Consider the following 17,598-nt stretch of genomic DNA (forward strand, 5'->3'; position numbering starts at 1 on the left):
CGTGGCATGTTCACTATCGGAGACTTCGCCGCGTTCGGTCAGGTGTCGGCGCGGATGCTGCGGCACTACGACGCGCTCGGGCTGTTGCGCCCGGCCGTCGTCGACGAGGTGACCGGGTACCGGTTCTACTCGGCCGAGCAGTTCGGCCGGCTGAACCGGATCGTCGCGCTCAAGGACCTTGGTTTCACCCTGCAGCAGGTCGGCGAGATCGTCGACGCGAAGCTGTCGGCCGAGGAACTGCGCGGCATGCTTCGGTTGCGGCAGGCCCAGCTCGAGGACGAGCTCGCCCGCAGTACCGCCCGGTTGACCAGCGTCGAGGCGAGGCTCCGACTCATCGAGAAGGAAGGTCACATGCCTACCGACGACGTCGTCCTCAAACGCATTGCCCCGACACGGGTCGCGGAGCTGTCCGCGATCTCACCGAGCTACGACGGTGAGGACATCGGTCCCGTCCTGCAACCGCTGTTCGGCCAGCTCTTCGAACGACTCGGGATGGCCGGTATCAACCCGTGCGGCTCACCGGTCGCGTACTACGAGCAGGCCGACGGCGAGACGGTCCGCGTCCACGCCGCCGTACCCGTCGACGCCGGCGCTGACGGAAGGACCGCGGCCGACGTCGACGTCCTCGAGCTGCCCGAGATCACGCAGGCGGCCACCATCGTCCACAACGGCGACATGATGGAGGCCGAGCGCAGCATGCAGACGCTGGCGCAATGGATCGAGGACAACGGCTATCGCAGCCAGGGGTACGCGCGCGAGGTCACGCTCCAGTTCGACCCGGACAACCCGGCGAACTGGGTGCACGAGTTCCAGATCCCGGTCACAAAGCCAAGCTGACCGTCGCAAAAGAATGCCTCGGCAACGTCACCCGTAGCCCGCGCGGCTCCGGTTCCACCGTGAGCGGAGCCGGAGCCACCGCGTCCGGATCGCTGACCGTGTTGTAGGCCTGCGGCTTCGATGCCGTCAGCAACCGTCCGACCGACTCCCGTACGTCGGCACCGCGCAGATCCAGCACGACGTCCAGCGATGCTGTCGGGTCGAGATTGCTGACCGATACCAGCGCCCGCCCGTCCTTCACCGACGCGGACGCCGATACCAGCTCCATCGACTCGTACGTCGGCTGCTCGACCACATGCACCGGTACGGCGGTCGCGTCGTGATGCCCCTTGTTCATCTCGAACACGTGGTACGTCGGCGTCCGCACCAGCCCGCCTTCGTCGTCGGTCAGCAGCATCGCCTGCAGGACATTCACGGTCTGTGCGATGTTCGCCATCACCAGCCGCTCCGCATGCTTGTGGAACACGTCGAAGTGCAGGCTCGCCACCAGCGCGTCCCGCATCGCGTTCTGCTGGTACAGGAAGCCCGGGTTGGTGCCCGGCTCGACGTCCCACCACGTGCCCCACTCGTCCAGCACCAGACCGAGCTTGCGTTCCGGGTCGTAGGCGTCCATCAGCGCGGAGTGCCCGCGGATGACCCGGTCGATGTCCTGCGCCTTGCGGATCGTGTCGTAGTACTCGTCGAGACTGAAGCCGGTTGCGCTGCCCTTCTGATCCCACGTCCCCGCGACCGTGTAGTAGTGGAACGAGATCGCCTGGAACAGGTTCTTCGGACCCCGCTCGCAACCGAGGCAGCTGACCGCCTTGAGCAACGCCTCGGTCCACGCCAGGTCGTCGTCGGACGCACCGGCCGCGATCCGATACAGCTTGTTGTCGCCGTGATCGCGGAGGAACGTCGCGTACTGCCGGGCCAGATCGGCGTATGCGTCGGCCCGCATGTTGCCGCCGCAGCCCCAGGTCTCGTTGCCGATACCCCAGAACGGGACCTTCCACGGCTCGTCGCGGCCGTTCGCCTTGCGCTCGCGGACCATCGGGCTGTCGCCGTTGCGGGTCAGGTACTCGACCCACTCGCTCATCTCCCGCACGGTCCCGCTGCCGACATTCCCGTTCACGTACGGCGCTGCGCCGAGCAGTTCGCACAACGCCATGAACTCGTGGGTGCCGAAGTGGTTGTTCTCCTCGACGTTGCCCCAATGCGTGTTGACCATCGACGGCCGGTCCGCCTTCGGCCCGATCCCGTCCTTCCAGTGGTACTCGTCCGCGAAACACCCGCCCGGCCAGCGCAGGTTCGGGATGGCCAGCGCCCGCAGCGCTTCGACCACGTCGAGCCGGATACCGCCCTCGTTCGGGATCGGGGAGTCCTCGCCGACGTAGAAGCCGCCGTAGATACATCGCCCGAGATGCTCGGCGAAGTGCCCGTACAGGTGCCGGCTGATGGTCGGACCGGGTACGTCGAGATCGATGACGACCCGGGCAGTAGATGCTATGGACAACGGATTTCTCCTTGAGCTAGATAGTTCGGTGCGACCGGAGCGTTTCGGTCGCATACGAGTCGGTTGCCTTCAGCCCGCAGTACGGCGACGTGGACGTCGGTCAGCCGGTGTGGATCCAGCACGCCGTCGGCGAATCCGAACCGCCGATGCGTGAAGTAGAAGATCCATCCTTCGTCCCGTTCCACGACGACATCAGCATGATGGCCGAAGCCGAGGGCGGTCTCGTCAAGAATCCGCCCGGCCGGCTCCCAGTCCGTCAGGTCCACCGACCGGTGCACCGCCTGTCCACGCCAGTCGTCGGTGATCATCCAGTAGAACTCACCGAGCCGGAACACGTTCGGCCCTTCGTGCGGGTCCCCGCCGATCGCCTGCACCGGCGCCGACCACTGGGTCAGATCAGGCGAGTCGACAGACCAGGTGGTCGAGCCGGCCGCCTCGTCCTTGTACCAGAGCCGCCAGCCGCCTTCGGGCAGTTCATAGGCGCACGCGTCGATGACCCGGTCCGACGACAGCGGCAGCACACCGTCGTACCGCCAGTGGGTCAGGTCCGTCGAGGTGTGATGCAGGATCGTCCGCGGATGCCCTGCCCATTGGTCCGGTACGCCGGGGATGTAGCTGGTGAACATGTGGAAGCGATCGCCCGCGCGGATCACCTCGGGTGCCCAGAGCGTGTTCCGGCCCGGATGCGGATCGATGCCCTCGGCAACACCGGCGTACTCCCAGGTCAGGCCGTCGGACGAGCGCGCCACGCCGATGTCGGTGCCGTGGACCCAGCGGTGACCGCCGTCGGGTTCGCGAGCACGGCGCTGGGTGTAGAACATCCACCAGGACCCGTCCGGCCCTGCGATCAACGACGGATCGGTCGGGGCCAGATGGACCGGGTCGGTGTACAGAAGGGTCACGATTTCACGCTTCCTGCGAGCAGGCCGCTGACGATGTGGCGTTGGGTGAGGACGAAGAACACGACCATCGGGACCAGCACGAGCACGCTCATCGTCATGAAGGCCGGCCAGTCGGTGGAGAACTCGCCGACCGAGCGATAGACCTGCAGGACCAGCGTGGACTTCTCCGGTGAGCTGAGGAAGACGTTCGGGGTGATGAAGTCGTTCCAGATCCCCATCGTCTGGAAGATCCCGACCGTGACCAGGATCGGCCGGATCAACGGCAGCACGATCCGCCAGTAGATCTGGAACGGCCCGGCGCCGTCGATCCGGGCGGCCTCGATGATCTCGAACGGCAGCCGGCTGATGTACGCCTGGATCAGGAAGTAGCAGAAGATCGCGCCGCCGGAGTAGATGATGACCAGCCCGCGCAGCGTGTCGACCAGTTCGGCGCCGACGAGCAGCCGGTACAGCGGGATCAACGTCGACTGGCCCGGCACGATGAACCCGAGCAGCAGCAGTGCGCCGAAGATCCGGTTGAACCGGCTGGCCCGCATCGCCATCGCGTACGCCGCGGTCGAGCCGACGAACAGCTGGACCAGGAGCGCGGCGATCGTCACGACCAGCGTGTTCAGGAAGCTCCGCCCCAGCGGCACGGTCTCGAAGATCCGCTGGTAGTTGTCCAGGAACAGGCTCGTTGGCAGGGCCAACGGGGACTTCGCCATCTCCTGCTGCGTCTTGAACGTGTTGACGACGATGTAATACAGCGGTACGCCGACCAGACACGCGAGCGCGATCATCACCACACTCGTGATCGGGGAACGTCGTTGCTTCACAGCACCCTCCGTTCGATCCGGCGCGAGGCCCACAACTGCGCGACCGCCACCAGCGCGACCGCGAACGTGAACAGCACCGCCAGCGCCGAGGCCAGTCCGTACCGCCCCTGCGCGACACCGCTGGTGATGATCGACTGCGTGATCGTGTACGTCGAGTACCCCGGCCCGCCCTTGGTCAGCGTGAACGGGAGATCGAACACCTTGAGACCGCCGGTCATCAGCAAGAAGTTGCTGATGACAATCGCCGGGGTGAGCAACGGCAGCGTCAGATGGAAGAACTGTTGCCGCGCCGACGCACCGTCGATAGTTGCCACCTCGTAGTAATCCGCCGGGATCGACTGCAAATAGGCGAGATACAACATCGCATGCCATCCCGCGCCGCCCCAGACCGCAACCACGATCACCGACAGCCGCGCGAGCGTGTCGTCCGACAGCCACGGGTACGGCCCGGCGTGGAACAGACTCTGCAACACCGAGTTCAGTACACCGGAGCCGAGCGGTGACAGGATGTAGCCCCAGACCAGACCCAGGATCGCGATACTCGGGATCGCCGGGAAGAAGAACACCGACCGGACGAAGTTCCGCCCGAAGAACTTCTTGTTCAGTACGACGGCCAGCGGGATCGCGCAGGCCGTGATGAGCACCGCCGTACCGATCGTGTACGCCAGCGTGAACCCGAGACCCGCCAGCATCGACGGGTCCGTGAGCACCTTGTGATAGTTGGACAGCCCGACGAACTTCACGTCCGCGGAGTAGCCGGTGAAGTCGGTGAAACTCCAGTAGAACGTCTGTGTCAGCGGGATCACCAGCAGCACGATGAAGACGAGTGCGACCGGCACGAGGAACAGCTGGTTCGCGGACGCATCGCGCGCCCTCGCCCAGGTCGACCGTTCAGCTCGGACCGGAGCCGGTGAGGGGGCCTCGGTCCGAGTGAGCAGGGGAGTGCTCACGACGTACTCGCGAGCTTGGTGTCGAGGGCGGTCGCGACCTGCTCAGGGGTAGCCTTGCCCTGGACCAGCAGCTGCAGCTGCGCGGTCGCCTCGACGTTCAGGATGTCCTCCGCCCGTTTCCAGGCGATCTGCGGCAGGTAGATGTTCCCGGCCCGGACGTCCTTCACGATCGGCTGCAACGCCGGGTCGAGCGCGGGCTGGAAGTCGGTCGTCACCGTGATCGCGCCGGTGGCCTTCTGGTACAGGGCCATCGCCTCCGGCGTGTCCAGGTAGGCGAGGAACTTCTCCGCGGCGGCCGGGTTCTTCGCCTTCGAATTGATCGCGTAGCCCGGGCTCGCCGCACCCGCCAGGTACGCCGGGCGACCGGCGATCCCCGGGATCGGCGCCATCTCGATCTTCAGCTTCGGCGCGGCCTTGCGAACGCCGGGGATGTCCCACGGGCCGGCGATCATCATCGCGACCTTGCCGTTGGCGAACTCGGTCCGGACCTGGTCACCGGTCAGGCCGACGACCGCGGGGGTCACCAGGCCCTCGGTCCACAACCGCGACCACTGCGTCAGCGGCTCGACCCAGTAGTCCTTGAACTTCGCCGACCCGTCGAAGATCTTGCTGTCCATCGAGTTGCCGTCCGCCGCGCTCTCCGCGCCGAGGAAGGCGGCCAGCGGAGTCGACATCGCCTGGACGGATTCGAGGTACGGCGTGACGCCGGCGTTCTTCAGCTTGTGGCACAGGGCAAGGAACTCGTCCCAGGTCTGGGGGATCGCGTTGGCGCCCGCCTTGGCCAGCAAGTCCTTGTTGTAAAGGACTCCCGCGCCCCACGACGCGACCGACAGGCCGTACACCGCGCCGTCCTGACCGCCGTACGTGGTCTGGTTGAACTTCGGCACGTTCTTCAGGAACGGCTTGTCCTTCAGATCCACGACATGCTTGCCGTTGATCAGGTTGGTCTTGTTCTCGGCCGCGATCGCGAACACGTCGGCCGCCGTACCCGACAGGATCCGGGACTGCAGCGTGGAGATGTACTCCGCGACCGGCGGGGCGTTGGAGAACTCGATCTTGATACCCGGATTCTCCTGCTGGAACTTGTCGATCACCGGTTTCATCGTGTCCTGTCCGTCCCAGGAGAAGAACGTCAGCTTCCCGTCGCTGCTGCCGCTGCTCCCGGAGGATCCGCCGCAGGCGGCGAGCGGAAGGGCGAGCGCGACTGCCGCAACTGCGGCTAGGGTACGGCGCAGTCTCATCGAAGACTCCTTTTACGTAAGGTGGATGCATGAAGCGACCGGGGCGGTGGGGTGGGGAAGGACAGAGGCCTGCCACGACCGCGGTGACGATGGCCGATGTCGCGCGGTCCGCGGGGGTGTCCACGATGACCGTTTCGAACGTGATCAACGGGCGGCCGCGGGTCGGCGCCGCGACGCGCGAACGGGTCCTGGCCGCGATCAGCGACCTCGGGTACCAGGTCAATCTGGCTGCCCGGCACCTGCGTGCCGGCCGGACCGGAGTGGTCGGTCTCGCGGTCCCGGAGCTCGAGCGTCCGTACTTCGCCCAGCTGGCCGGCCGGCTCGCGGACCGGTTCGAGGCGCACGGGCTGCGCATCGTGATGGAGCGCACCGGTGCCAGCCGCGAGGGGGAGGCGGACGCTGTCGCGTTCTCCCGCCTGCGGATGTACGACGGGCTCGTCCTCAGCGTGGTCGACAGCGACCCGGCCGAGCTGACCCAGCTCCGCAACGACGCGCCCGTGGTGATGATCGGCGAGCGGGCGCTGCCGTCGAAGTACGACCACGTGATGATGGACAACGTCGACGGCGCCCGGCAGGCGACCGCCCACCTGCTCGCCACCGGCGCCCGGCGCATCGCGATGCTCGGCGGCAACCCCGACTGGACCGCGAACATGCCGGCCCTGCGCGCCGAGGGATACGGGCTCGCGCACGCCGACGCCGGCGTACCGATCGATCCGGAGCTGACGGTCCGCTGCCATTTCACGATGCAGCAGGGGTACGACGCGATCCGGTCGCTGCTCGATCGCGGCATAGCCTTCGACGCGGTGTTCGCACTGACCGATGTTGTGGCCCTGGGCGCGCTCCGGGCCCTGGCCGATGCGGATCTGCGGGTGCCCGAGGACGTCCAGCTGATCGGCTTCGACGACATCGACGAGGCGCCGTACCTGGTCCCGGCGCTGTCCAGCGTCAACCCCGGGCACGACGAGATGGCGGACTCGATCGTCGCGCTGCTGATGGCGCAGATCAACGGCGGTCCGGGCGGCGAACCACAGGAACTGATCGCGCCGGCGCGGCTGATCCAGCGCGGCACCACCAAGCCTGTCGTCTGACACCACGGTCCACCTCGTCACGCAGCGGGAAGTTGTTGCGCAGAGGTATATCGATAAACCTCGCTCGTGACAAGACCTCGGCCCGGAACCGTCGCTGAGCGGTTTCCGGGCCGAGGGCAGGGGCGACTAGTTCTCGATCAGGGCAGCAATCTCCGTCAATTGGTCACTTCCGAGCGGCCCGAACGCCATCGCGCCGGCGTTCTCCTCGGCCTGCGCGACCGTCCGGAAGCCGGGGATCGGCACCGTCTTCGGGCTTCGCGCCCACAGCCACGCGAGGGCGCCCTGGGCCAGCGTCCGGCCGTCGCTCTCCAGCAGTTCGCGGATCGCGGACACCTTGTCCCACCACTCGGGAGCCGGTACGCCGCCTTCGGCGAAGTACCGCAGCCAGGACGGCGGCAGCGTGCGGATGTCGGCGCCGGTCGCCGGCCTGCTCGCATCGCGGCGGCCGAGGATGCCCATCCCGAGCGGAGTCCGGTTGATGCTCGCCAGATCCTCGCGCTCGCACAGCGCGAAGAAGTCCGGCGCGTCGTGCAGAACGCTCGCCTCGTGCTGTACGGCGGCGCAGTGCTTGCCCTGCGCAAAGAGCTCCGCGCTGTGCAGCGTGTCCGTGCTCCACGCGTAGCTGCGGATCAGCCCTTCGCGCACGAGCTCCTCGCAGGCCTCGCGCAGCGGCAACGCGATCTCGTCGGTCGTGTCGAAGTGCAGCTGGTACAGGTCGAGATAGTCGGTCCCGAGCCGGTCGAGCGAGGCCCGCACGGCTTTGTGTACGTATTCAGGTGTCGTGTCCTGGTGGTGCATGACGCTGGTCGACTCGTCGAACGTGTTGCCCCACTTGGTGGCGATGACCACCTGGTCGCGCATCCCGGCGAGAGCCTTGCCGAGCACGCGCTCGCTGTGGCCCGCGCCGTACACGTCGGCGGTGTCGAAGAAGGTCACTCCGAGCTCGACCGCCCGCCGGATCGCCCGCACCGACTCGTCGTCGTCGACCTCGCCCCAACCCAGCGGTTCGCCGGCCGGGTTGCTGAACGGACCGCCGATCGCCCAGCACCCGAATCCGACCGGGCTGACCTCGATCCCTGCTCGTCCCAATCCGCGCATATCCATGCCGTCGACTCAACCAGCCGACGGTTCATCCGTCCAATGAATCTTGTGCCATCAGTTGATGCGTCCAGTGCATAACGAACTCCAGGGGTTTACCTCCCGGCAACTGTTAGGTAACCTTCCTAACAATTCTGCTCCGCGCCCCCGGAGGTACGTCATGAGACTGCGCCTGCTTGCGCTGGTGCTCCCGATCGGTCTGCTCGCCGCTCTCGGCGGATCCGCGGCCGATGCCCGCACGAACGCCGATACCCTGCTCTCGCAGGGCAAACCGGTCATTGCCTCAAGCACCGAAGGCGACACGCTCGCCGCATCCAAGGCGGTCGACGGCAGCGCGTCGACCCGCTGGGCCAGTGCCGAAGGTTCCGATCCGCAGTGGATCCGGGTCGATCTCGGCCAGCCGGCCGCCATCGGCCGGGTGAAGCTCAGTTGGGAGGCCGCGTACGCGAAGGCGTACCGGATCGAGGTCTCCGACGACGGGACCACGTTCAGTTCGGTCAAGGAGGTTGCGAATGGCAACGGCGCGACCGACGACCTGACCGGCCTGCAGGCCCACGGCCGCTATCTCCGCCTGGTCGGCACGCAACGCGCGACGTCGTACGGCTATTCGCTGTGGGAGTTGGAGGTCTACGGGACCTCGGACTCGAGCGGCGACACGCAGGCGCCTTCGGTGCCGACCGGGTTGAAGAGCACCGGTGCCACGGCGACCTCGGTCGCGCTGAGTTGGTCCGCCTCGACCGACAACGTGGGAGTGAGCGGGTACGACGTACTGCGTGATGGCGTCGTGGTCGCGTCGACGCCGGGTACGCAGTACAACGACACCGGGCTGAGCGCGAACACGTCGTACCGCTACTCGGTACGGGCGAAGGACCTGGCCGGCAATGTGTCTGCGGCGAGCGCGGCGGTCACCGTCACGACGAGTGCGGGCGGGACGGGCGGCTTCGTGCTCGCGGCGGCCGGCGACATCGCGGATCGGTGTACGGCGTCCGACTCGAGCTGCATCCATCCGAAGACGGCGAAGCTGGTCGAGGCGATCAAGCCGGCCGCGGTGCTGACGATCGGCGACAACCAGTACGACGACGCGCATCTGGCCGACTTCCAGAAGTACTACGCGAAGACGTGGGGGAAGTTCAAGGACATCACGCATCCGATCCCGGGCAACCACGAGACGTACGACGATGTGCCGTACGAGGGATACCACAAGTACTTCGGGTCGATTGCCACGCCGCAGGGCAAGAACTACTACAGCTGGGACCTCGGCAACTGGCACTTCATCGCGCTCGACTCGAACGACTTCGTGAAGGAAGCGGATCTCCGCGAGCCGGCGCAGCTGACCTGGCTGAAGCAGGACCTCGCGAAGAACACGAAGGGCTGCATCGCGGCGTACTACCACCACCCGCGCTTCAGCTCGGGTGACCACGGCGACAACCCCGACGCCGCGCCGCTGTGGCAGACGCTGGTGTCGGCTCACGCCGACCTCGTGCTGAACGGGCACGACCATCATTACGAACGGTTCCTGCCTCAGAACGCCAACGGCAACCCGGATCCGAGCGGACCGGTGCAGATCATCGGCGGGATGGGTGGGGCGCCGCTGTATCCAGTGCATGCCGCGCACCCGGCGACGGCCAAGATCATCTCGGACTTCGGGGTGCTGAAGCTGTCGATGACCGACACCACGTTCACCAGCCAGCTGATCGGTCTGGACGGGAAGGTCCTGGACAGCAGCCCGACGTACACCTGCCACTGATGTACCTCGCGTCCGTCGGCCCGCTGCGGACACCGCTCCGGCGAGTTCCTGGGAATGTTGTTGCCCTCGGCATCGTCAGTTTGGTGACCGATGTGTCGGCCGAGATGGTGACCGCGATCCTCCCGCTGTACTTGGTCTTCGGGCTCGGGCTGAACCCACTGCAGTTCGGTCTGCTCGACGGTCTGTACGCCGGAGCGACCGCGGTACTGCGACTGGTCGGCGGACATGTGGCCGATCGCTGGCGACGGTTGAAGACCGTCGCCGGCATCGGCTACGCGCTCTCCGCGACCTCGAAGCTCGGGTTCCTGGCAGCCGGTTCCACGGTGCCCGCCATCGGCGCGGTCCTGGCAATCGACCGCGCCGGCAAGGGAATCCGCACTGCGCCCAGGGATGCACTCATCTCGTTGAGCGGTCCGCCCGAAACGATGGGCCGCTCCTTCGGCGTCCACCGAGCCCTCGACACAGTCGGCGCCTTCCTGGGTCCGTTAGTAGCCACGGCGGTGTTATGGGCCAGCCTCAATGACTACAACTCAGTCTTCGTCACCAGCTTCTGCCTGGCAGCCTGCGCGGTCATCCTCCTCACCACACTTGTCCGCGACCGCACCCCACAACCCTCACCTGCACCAACTCAGCTGCCCGTCTTCGGATTACTGCGTGATCGCGACTTCCGGCGGTGCTGCCTGTGGGCGGCAGCGCTCGGTCTGTTGACGATCACCGACTCCTTCGTCTACCTAGCGGTACAGCGCCGTTGGGACATCACCACCAGCCTGTTCCCGCTTCTTCCACTCGGCACCGCCGGCACGTTCCTGCTCCTCGCCATCCCACTCGGCCGCCTCGGCGACCGCATCGGACGCTGGAAGGTCTTTCTCGCCGGCCACCTTGCCCTGATCCTCGCCTTACTGCTCATCTGCGGCCCGACAGGCACCTGGTGGCTCGTGCTCGCCCTCCACGGCGCCTTCTACGCCGCGACCGACGGCGTACTCCCTGCAGCGGTCGGTCCACTTCTCCCCGAACACCTCCGCGCCAGCGGCCTGGCAGTCCTGCAAACCGGCCAAGCCCTAGCCCGGATGGCCGCCGCCGTCATGGTCGGCCTCCTCTGGACCCTCTGGGACCTCCGCCCCGCAATCCTCACCATCACCCTCGCCCTCCTGGCAGTCACCATCGCCGCTGCCGTCCTCAAACCCCTGGAGGTACGCCGATGAGCCGCCGACTCCTCCTGGCCGCGATCGCCGTCATCACGCTCCTCGGCGGCGCGATCACGTACGTCGTCCACGCCCGCACCGGCGGCGCGACCGAGAACGCCGTACCGGTCGTCACCGATCAACCGATGACGCTCGACGCGAGAACGCTCTACTTCCGCAACCTCGCCGAAGGACCGGACACCGGCAAGCTGGCCGCCGTGCCCGTGGGTGATCCAGGCGCGGCTCGGCGCGTGGGGGAGTTGCGCTGCGACCGGTTCGCCGCGGCCCGCAGTACGGCGATCTGCTTGCGCTTGAAGCCCGGTTCGTTACCCCCACTGACCGACATGATCGTCCTCGACGCGAACCTGCACGAGCGCCACCGCGAAACGTTGCCCGGGACACCGAGTCGCGCCCGGGTGTCGCCTGACGGGCGGATCGTGAACTGGACGTTGTTCGTCACCGGCGACTCATACGCCGCCACCGGCTTCTCGACCCGGACCGGTCTGTACGAAGTGGACACCGGGCGCCTGGTCAAGACCATCGAAGAGCTCGCGGTCTTCGTCCACGGCAAGCGGTACTTCGCCTCGGACGTGAACTATTGGGGGATCACGTTCGCTGCCGACAGCAACCGTTTCTACCTGACCCTCGGCAGCAAGGGGAAGACGTACCTGATGGAGGCCGACTACCGCGCATACCGCGGAACTGCGATCGCCGAGAACGTCGAGTGTCCGTCCCTCTCACCCGACGGCCGCCGAATCGCGTTCAAACAAAAGGTTGCCGCCGGTAGCTGGCGTCTCGCCGTACTCGACCTCGCCACCCACCAGATCACACACCCGCCGGAAACCCGCTCCATCGACGACCAACCCGTTTGGCAAGGCAACTCCACGATCCTCTACTCACTCCCCAACCCGGCCCACACCCTGGACATCTGGTCCGTCGGCCCCACCACTCGCCCCGAACTCCTCGTCTCCCAGGCAACCACCGCGTCCTTCAGCTAGGCCATCTCGACAGGACGTATATGTCCACTGCGGCCATCTCCCGTCCCGCGCAAGCGGGGAACTGGGTCCAACGACCCGATAGCTCCTGTCGAGCTGCCGATCTATCCGTTCCTCGGTGCGCCCTCGGCGCGTGCGGCGATCGCGCGGTTCATGGCGTCGAACTGCGGCTTGATGGTGTTCTTCAGCATCGACTGGGTAAACGGGATCGCCGCGCCGGTGAACTTCTCTTCCTGGACCAGGTGCGTGCGGCCGCCCGGCAATGCGGTCAACCGGAACGAGTGCTCGCCGGTGAACAATGCGCCCGGCGGCACCTTCCCGACCCAGCGCAGCTCCTGGTCGGGGACGACTGCCAGCAGCGTCGGGGTGAACTTCGTTTCGCTGCCCTTGGTGTCGCGAAGCACGTTGGTGATCTTGTTCCCGACCTTCAGGTCGCCGGTCGAGGAGACGATGAACGGGTTCCACTCGGGGTAGGTCTGGCGGTCCGTGAGCACCTTCCAGACCTGCTCCGGTGACGCATCGATGTCGAGCTCGGTGTGCAAGGTGAACGGCCTGACCACCGTATAGACGGTGTAGCCGGCCAGCAGGACGAGAACGCTGCCGAGGGCAACGAGGAACTTCTTCATGACTTGTTCTCCGGTCCGAGGGTGCTGTGCACCAGCGCCCTCACGTAGGCGGGATCGATTGGCTCACCCGTGATGAGGAGCCGGTAATACAGCGGTCCGACGAGCTGGTCGACGACGACACCGGGATCGGCGTGCGCGAGCAGCAGCCCTTCCGACTGGGCTTGGGCGATGACTGCAGTGACGGCCGCGTGGCGCTCGGCCCAGAGAGCGCGGACGCTGTCGCCGACGCGCGGTTCGCGGGCGGCCGCGGCGGTGAGGTCGGCGACCAGCGTGGTCGGGATGACCTCGAGGGTCGCGGCGATGCCGGTGACGAGCTCGGTGAGATCACGTCGCGCGTCACCGCTCGGCTCGAACGGTACGGCGCTGCGCAGTCCGGCGATCATCGCGACCACCAGCTCCGCCTTGCTCGGCCAGCGCCGGTAGATCGTGGTCTTCGCGACCCCGGCCCGCTCGGCGACGCGGTCGACCGACATGCCGTCGTACCCACGGGCGCGCATCTCGGTCATGGCGGCCTCGAGCACCCGCCCCTCGACGCCGGCGTCGCGCGGCCGCCCTCGTCCCACCATCGCCATCCTCTTTTCGCTACTGCGGTGTCGAAATGAGACTAGCGCGCCGCCCGCGATTTACGCAACTGGCGTAGCGTAAAAGAATCACTGCCAGAGATTGGCAGGTTTTGCTGACACCGTGGATGCCGTGACTTCGAGAACCCGCCTGCTTCTGCCCGCAGCGTTCATCACGTCCCTCGGCAACAACATCCAGCTCCTCGGCGCCGCGCTGCTGCTCGTCCGCGCGCAGGGTTCGATGCTCGACGTGGGGTGGCTGTTCATCGCCGTCGCAGTACCGCAGGCAGTCCTCTCGCCGTACTTCGGTCGCCTGGCCGACCGCTTCGACCGGCGTCGCCTGTGGGTGACCTGTGATGTGATCAGCGCCGTAGCCGCCCTCGCACTTCCCGTCGGACTGGCCCTAGGCGTCTCGCAACAGCCCCTCGTCTACGCCACCAACTTCATCCTGGCGATCATCGCCGCCCAGTTCGCCCCGGCCAGCGCCGCCCTGATCCGCGAACGCGTCCCCACCGCGGATCTCCGCCCCTTCAACGCTCACTACGAAATAGCCCTCCAATCCGGCATGCTCCTCTCGGCGTCACTGGGCGGCATAGCCCTCCAGTACTTCGGCCCCCAACCCCTTTTCACCTTCAATGCCCTGACTTTCGCCCTGTCGGCCACCCTGGTCCTCGCAGTCGGAGCGAAACGCCGGCCCGTAAGAGAGTTGCCGCAGGCAATCAAGCATGAGGTGAGACTGAACGGTCTACCGCTTGCGCCTCTCGCTTTGCTCTTCGGGCAAGGACTTGTTGTGGTTACTGTCTTCAACGCCTTGCTTCCTGTGTTGCTGATCGGGGAGTGGCATCGCGGGCCGGCCGTGCTTGGCGTGGTTGATGCAGTCGGCGGCGCTGGGTTCCTGCTTGCTGCCGCGGTCTACCGGCGGTCGGCGGCGCGGTTGGGTGATCTGAGGCTCGCGACCGGTGGCTTCCTGGTGTGTAGCGGTCTGTTGGTGCTTCAGCCGTTGTTCGGTGTGCCCGCGCTGATGGCTCTGGTGCTGCTCGGCGCGTTCCTCTTCGGTCAGGCGCGGATCGCGACCCGCTCGTTGCTCATGACCTCGGTCGACGAGTCGCGAGTCGGTCACGCGTTCGGGATCGCCAACGGCTACGGCCTCGCGGCAACGATCGTCGTCATGCTCATCGCGTCCCTCGTCACCGGCCACACCGACACCCGCTACGGCTTCGCGGTACTCGCCCTGATCAGCATCCTCTCCGCCGCCTTCGCCGCCCTCCGGCTGTCAACCTTCTCCCAGCGGACCGCATCCGAAGAGCATGGAGCGCGACCAGTCGTTCGCTCACCTGGCGGAGCGCTATGACCGCCTCGCGGGTCGGTGACCAGCACGCGATGGTTTGACGCGACCAGAAGTAACAGTACTTATATAAGTGCTGTTATGATCACCGCATGGACGACCCTACCGAGCAGAGTCTGTGGCGGCCGCTGCACGAGTTGCTGGGCCGGATGGATGCCGAGATCGGGCGGATCTACACCGATCGGGAGATCAAGGGCCTGAAGCCGAGCTACGTGCGCGAGCTGATCCAGCTGCACCTCAAGGGCCCGATGACGATCACCGAGCTTGCCGATACGATCGGCCGGACCCACTCGGCGCTCAGCCAGAAGGTCTCCGCGATGCGCACGGCCGGCCTGGTCCGGACCGTGCCGGGCGCGGACGCGCGCAGCAAGAAGGTCACGCTCACGGCCAAGTCGAAGAAGCTCGTCGAGCTCCTGACGGCCGAGTGGCAGGCGACCGAGACCGCCATCGCCGAGCTCGAGGCCGAGCTGCCGTATCCGATGACACAGGTGGTCCGCGACATCGAGCAGGCCCTGGCCCGCAAGAGCTTCCACGACCGCATCACCGAGAAGCTCCAGGAGTCCGACCGGTGAAGCATGCGCTCATCGACCTCGGCCCGCTGCGGGTCACGGCGTACCGGCGCTTGTGGATCGGGCAGGTGCTGTCCGGTTTCGGCGGGCAGTTGACGTTCGTCGCGGTCATGTTCCAGGTCTGGGACCAGACGTCGAGCCCGGCCTGGACCGGTGCCGTCGGCCTGGCGCAGGCGTTGCCGTTGATCGTGCTCGGCCTGTTCGCGGGCACCCTCGTCGACCGGCTCGAACGCCGCCGGATCTACCTGATCACGACCTGCGGGCAGTTGCTCACAGCAACCGTCATGGCGAGCCAGTTGCCGTTCGGCCGAGTTCCCGTCGGCGTGCTCCTCGGGCTCATCGCCGTACAGGCATCGTTCGGCGCGACCGCCGGCCCGGTTGCGCGGACCGTCCTGCCGCAGCTGCTCTCCCGCGACCAGCTAGCCGCCGGGATCGCGCTCAACCGGATCGGGTTCCAGGGCGCGATGCTGCTCGGCCCGGCGCTGGGCGGCGTGATCATCGGCGCGTGGGGTGTCGGCGTCTGCTACTCCATCGACGCGCTCAGCTTTCTCGCCGCGCTGTACGGCGTACTCGGACTTCCCCGGATGCAGATCGAGGGGACCGCCAAGCCGGGGCTGCGTGGCGTGTGGGACGGGTTGACGTTCGTGGCGTCGACGCCGGTGATCCGCGGAGCGTTGATCACGGATCTGGCGGCGACCGTTCTGTCGATGCCGATCAGCCTCTTCCCGGTGATCAATGCCGAGCGGTTCGGCAACAATCCGCGGACGCTGGGGTTGTTCCTGACCGCGATCGCCGTCGGCGGGGTCGCCGCCTCGCTGTTCTCGGGATCGTTCACGCGCCTGCCCCGTCACGGCGTCGTGATGCTGTGCGGTTCGGCGGCCTGGGGGATCGCCTTGCTGCTGTTCGCGTTCTCGTCGATCCCGTGGTTGGCCTTGGTCTGGCTGGCGTTCGCCGGCGCCGCGGATACGGTCGCCGTCGTGTCGCGCAGCACGATCGTTCAGCTGCACACGCCGTCCGAGTTGCTCGGCCGGGTCAGCGCCGCCGAGCAGATCGTCGGCCAGGCCGGTCCTGACCTCGGCAACCTCCGCGGCGGCGTGGTCGCACAACTCACCTCACCGGTCGCGTCCCTCGCATCCGGTGCCTTGCTCTGCGTCGCAGCTGTGGCCGCTGTTGCCGCGAGTACGCCGGGATTGCGCAAGCCGGCAGTCACTCAGGACGCGTGAGACCGACCGTACGGAAGCCGGCGTTCCCCATCGAGGACTCGGGCGTGTTCGACGAGCGGGCCGCGTTGCGGTAGCGGTTGCAGTACGAGTCGTGGCACAAGTACGAGCCGCCGCGGATCACCCGCGCCGCACCGAGCGACGGTCCGGTCGGGTTCTCGGCGGGGGAGAACTTGTAGTACCGCGGGCCGAACCAGTCCCCGCACCACTCCCACACGTTCCCGACCATCTGCCAGATCCCGTAGCCGTTCGGCTGGAAGGTGTGGACGGGGGCCGTCGTGAGGAAGCCGTCCTCCTCGGTGTTCGTCCGTGGGAAGTCGCCCTGCCAGATGTTGCAGCGCCATTCGTCGTCGATCAGTTCGTCGCCCCACGGGTACCGCGCACCGTCGAGGCCGCCGCGGGACGCGTGCTCCCACTCGGCCTCCGTCGGCAGCCGACGCTGCGCCCACTTGCAGTACGCGACCGCGTCGTTCCAACTCACATGGACGACGGGATGGTCGTCGAGGCCGTCCAGGTCGGAGCGCGAGCCACCCGGGTGCCTCCAGTCGGCGCCGCGGACGCCGGCCCACCACGGCGTACCGGACGCAGGCCCCATCAGCTCCTCGGGCTCGGCGGCGAGGGCGAGATGGAACACGGCGGAGTACCCGTAGATCTCGGCCTCGGTCCGGTAGCCGGTCGCGTCGACGAACCGGGCGAAGTCCGCATTCGTCACGCTCGTCGCATCGATGCTGTACGGCGAGAGCTCGACCGTGTGGACCGGTGTCTCGCCGTCGCCGACGTTCTCGTCACCGTTCGTGTTGCCCATCGAGAACGAGCCGCCCTCGAGCACTACCTGCTCGATCCTGTGCTCGCCGCGCCCCACCGGAACCGGCGGAGGAGGGGACGCCTCATCGCGGGAGGGCGCGCAGCAGGACGGGTGCTCGTCGTTCATA

General features: G+C 67.0%; 17 protein-coding genes. 8 read left to right on the forward strand and 9 right to left on the reverse strand.

Annotated elements, in window-relative coordinates; all coding sequences use genetic code 11:
• Positions 1 to 6 precede the first annotated feature (6 nt).
• Entirely contained in the window at positions 7 to 837 is an 831-nt protein-coding gene (locus EV645_RS18095) for a MerR family transcriptional regulator (RefSeq protein WP_130445054.1), read from the forward strand.
• Here the strand turns inward: EV645_RS18095 and EV645_RS18100 are convergent.
• Genes EV645_RS18100 through EV645_RS18120 form a run of 5 tightly spaced genes read right to left on the reverse strand, consistent with a single transcriptional unit; the run spans position 821 to position 6,237 of the window.
• Positions 821 to 2,329, reverse strand: a complete 1,509-nt coding sequence (locus EV645_RS18100) for an alpha-N-arabinofuranosidase (RefSeq protein ID WP_198681671.1) — start codon at positions 2,327 to 2,329, stop codon at positions 821 to 823. The two genes, EV645_RS18095 and EV645_RS18100, sit on opposite strands and share 17 nt — an antisense overlap.
• Entirely contained in the window at positions 2,320 to 3,231 is a 912-nt protein-coding gene (locus tag EV645_RS18105; RefSeq protein ID WP_198681672.1) for a glycoside hydrolase family protein, read from the reverse strand. Before EV645_RS18105 ends, EV645_RS18100 begins: the two co-directional genes overlap by 10 nt.
• Positions 3,228 to 4,046 carry a carbohydrate ABC transporter permease gene (locus EV645_RS18110; protein ID WP_198681673.1) on the reverse strand — a complete coding sequence of 273 codons (819 nt, stop codon included), beginning with the start codon at positions 4,044 to 4,046 and terminating at the stop codon, positions 3,228 to 3,230. Before EV645_RS18110 ends, EV645_RS18105 begins: the two co-directional genes overlap by 4 nt.
• The gene (locus EV645_RS18115) at positions 4,043 to 4,996 is read right to left on the reverse strand and encodes a carbohydrate ABC transporter permease (protein ID WP_198681674.1); all 954 of its coding nucleotides are present in this window, start codon (positions 4,994 to 4,996) and stop codon (positions 4,043 to 4,045) included. Before EV645_RS18115 ends, EV645_RS18110 begins: the two co-directional genes overlap by 4 nt.
• On the reverse strand, positions 4,993 to 6,237 hold the full coding sequence (locus tag EV645_RS18120) for an ABC transporter substrate-binding protein (RefSeq protein WP_130445056.1): 1,245 nt from the start codon (positions 6,235 to 6,237) through the stop codon (positions 4,993 to 4,995). Before EV645_RS18120 ends, EV645_RS18115 begins: the two co-directional genes overlap by 4 nt.
• Before the next feature lie 29 nt (positions 6,238 to 6,266).
• Here EV645_RS18120 and EV645_RS18125 point away from each other — a divergent pair, with 29 nt between their 5' ends.
• A complete protein-coding gene (locus tag EV645_RS18125) occupies positions 6,267 to 7,325 on the forward strand; it encodes a LacI family DNA-binding transcriptional regulator (RefSeq protein WP_198681675.1) in 1,059 nt (352 codons plus the stop codon).
• Positions 7,326 to 7,451: 126 nt separating this feature from the next.
• On the opposite strand, the gene EV645_RS18130 is transcribed toward EV645_RS18125, so the two are convergent.
• Entirely contained in the window at positions 7,452 to 8,429 is a 978-nt protein-coding gene (locus EV645_RS18130) for an aldo/keto reductase (protein ID WP_130445057.1), read from the reverse strand.
• 154 nt (positions 8,430 to 8,583) lie between these two features.
• On the opposite strand from EV645_RS18130, the gene EV645_RS18135 reads away from it, so the two are divergent.
• From EV645_RS18135 to EV645_RS18145, 3 genes are read left to right on the forward strand one after another with little or no spacing between them, the layout of a single operon-like run.
• Positions 8,584 to 10,170: a discoidin domain-containing protein gene (locus EV645_RS18135; RefSeq protein ID WP_130445058.1), complete on the forward strand. Its 1,587-nt coding sequence runs from the start codon at positions 8,584 to 8,586 to the stop codon at positions 10,168 to 10,170.
• Positions 10,170 to 11,372 carry an MFS transporter gene (locus tag EV645_RS18140; RefSeq protein ID WP_130445059.1) on the forward strand — a complete coding sequence of 401 codons (1,203 nt, stop codon included), beginning with the start codon at positions 10,170 to 10,172 and terminating at the stop codon, positions 11,370 to 11,372. Before EV645_RS18135 ends, EV645_RS18140 begins: the two co-directional genes overlap by 1 nt.
• Positions 11,369 to 12,349: a TolB-like translocation protein gene (locus tag EV645_RS18145; RefSeq protein ID WP_130445060.1), complete on the forward strand. Its 981-nt coding sequence runs from the start codon at positions 11,369 to 11,371 to the stop codon at positions 12,347 to 12,349. Before EV645_RS18140 ends, EV645_RS18145 begins: the two co-directional genes overlap by 4 nt.
• A gap of 101 nt (positions 12,350 to 12,450) precedes the next feature.
• Here EV645_RS18145 and EV645_RS18150 read toward each other — a convergent pair whose 3' ends face one another.
• Together EV645_RS18150 and EV645_RS18155 are read right to left on the reverse strand one after the other, a co-directional pair.
• The gene (locus tag EV645_RS18150; RefSeq protein WP_130445061.1) at positions 12,451 to 12,972 is read right to left on the reverse strand and encodes an SRPBCC domain-containing protein; all 522 of its coding nucleotides are present in this window, start codon (positions 12,970 to 12,972) and stop codon (positions 12,451 to 12,453) included.
• Positions 12,969 to 13,538 (reverse strand): TetR/AcrR family transcriptional regulator, encoded by a 570-nt coding sequence (locus tag EV645_RS18155; RefSeq protein ID WP_130445062.1) that lies wholly within the window; start codon positions 13,536 to 13,538, stop codon positions 12,969 to 12,971. The genes EV645_RS18150 and EV645_RS18155 overlap by 4 nt, the downstream gene beginning before the upstream one ends.
• Before the next feature lie 127 nt (positions 13,539 to 13,665).
• Between EV645_RS18155 and EV645_RS18160 the strand changes: the two genes are divergently transcribed.
• From EV645_RS18160 to EV645_RS18170, 3 genes are all read left to right on the forward strand, one after another.
• Positions 13,666 to 14,883: an MFS transporter gene (locus EV645_RS18160; RefSeq protein WP_130445063.1), complete on the forward strand. Its 1,218-nt coding sequence runs from the start codon at positions 13,666 to 13,668 to the stop codon at positions 14,881 to 14,883.
• 86 nt (positions 14,884 to 14,969) lie between these two features.
• Positions 14,970 to 15,449 carry a MarR family winged helix-turn-helix transcriptional regulator gene (locus tag EV645_RS18165; RefSeq protein WP_198681676.1) on the forward strand — a complete coding sequence of 160 codons (480 nt, stop codon included), beginning with the start codon at positions 14,970 to 14,972 and terminating at the stop codon, positions 15,447 to 15,449.
• Positions 15,446 to 16,669, forward strand: coding sequence for an MFS transporter (locus EV645_RS18170; RefSeq protein ID WP_130445064.1), 1,224 nt, complete (start codon positions 15,446 to 15,448; stop codon positions 16,667 to 16,669). The genes EV645_RS18165 and EV645_RS18170 overlap by 4 nt, the downstream gene beginning before the upstream one ends.
• Here EV645_RS18170 and EV645_RS18175 read toward each other — a convergent pair.
• The gene (locus tag EV645_RS18175; protein WP_130445065.1) at positions 16,653 to 17,597 is read right to left on the reverse strand and encodes a formylglycine-generating enzyme family protein; all 945 of its coding nucleotides are present in this window, start codon (positions 17,595 to 17,597) and stop codon (positions 16,653 to 16,655) included. The genes EV645_RS18170 and EV645_RS18175 overlap by 17 nt on opposite strands.
• Position 17,598 lies beyond the last annotated feature (1 nt).

Source organism: Kribbella rubisoli, assembly GCF_004217145.1.
In the GTDB taxonomy this organism is placed as follows: Bacteria; Actinomycetota; Actinomycetes; order Propionibacteriales; family Kribbellaceae; genus Kribbella; species Kribbella rubisoli.

What these genes read in the sequence shown, in the direction of transcription:
- EV645_RS18120 (WP_130445056.1), bottom strand. Translation starts at nt 6,237, where the DNA reads ATGAGACTGCGCCGTACCCTAGCCGCAGTTGCGGCAGTCGCGCTCGCC.
- EV645_RS18135 (WP_130445058.1), top strand. Translation starts at nt 8,584, where the DNA reads ATGAGACTGCGCCTGCTTGCGCTGGTGCTCCCGATCGGTCTGCTCGCC.
- EV645_RS18145 (WP_130445060.1), top strand. Translation starts at nt 11,369, where the DNA reads ATGAGCCGCCGACTCCTCCTGGCCGCGATCGCCGTCATCACGCTCCTC.
- EV645_RS18175 (WP_130445065.1), bottom strand. Translation starts at nt 17,597, where the DNA reads ATGAACGACGAGCACCCGTCCTGCTGCGCGCCCTCCCGCGATGAGGCG.
- EV645_RS18165 (WP_198681676.1), top strand. Translation starts at nt 14,970, where the DNA reads ATGGACGACCCTACCGAGCAGAGTCTGTGGCGGCCGCTGCACGAGTTG.
- EV645_RS18155 (WP_130445062.1), bottom strand. Translation starts at nt 13,538, where the DNA reads ATGGTGGGACGAGGGCGGCCGCGCGACGCCGGCGTCGAGGGGCGGGTG.
- EV645_RS18130 (WP_130445057.1), bottom strand. Translation starts at nt 8,429, where the DNA reads ATGGATATGCGCGGATTGGGACGAGCAGGGATCGAGGTCAGCCCGGTC.
- EV645_RS18150 (WP_130445061.1), bottom strand. Translation starts at nt 12,972, where the DNA reads ATGAAGAAGTTCCTCGTTGCCCTCGGCAGCGTTCTCGTCCTGCTGGCC.
- EV645_RS18140 (WP_130445059.1), top strand. Translation starts at nt 10,170, where the DNA reads ATGTACCTCGCGTCCGTCGGCCCGCTGCGGACACCGCTCCGGCGAGTT.
- EV645_RS18125 (WP_198681675.1), top strand. Translation starts at nt 6,267, where the DNA reads ATGAAGCGACCGGGGCGGTGGGGTGGGGAAGGACAGAGGCCTGCCACG.
- EV645_RS18095 (WP_130445054.1), top strand. Translation starts at nt 7, where the DNA reads ATGTTCACTATCGGAGACTTCGCCGCGTTCGGTCAGGTGTCGGCGCGG.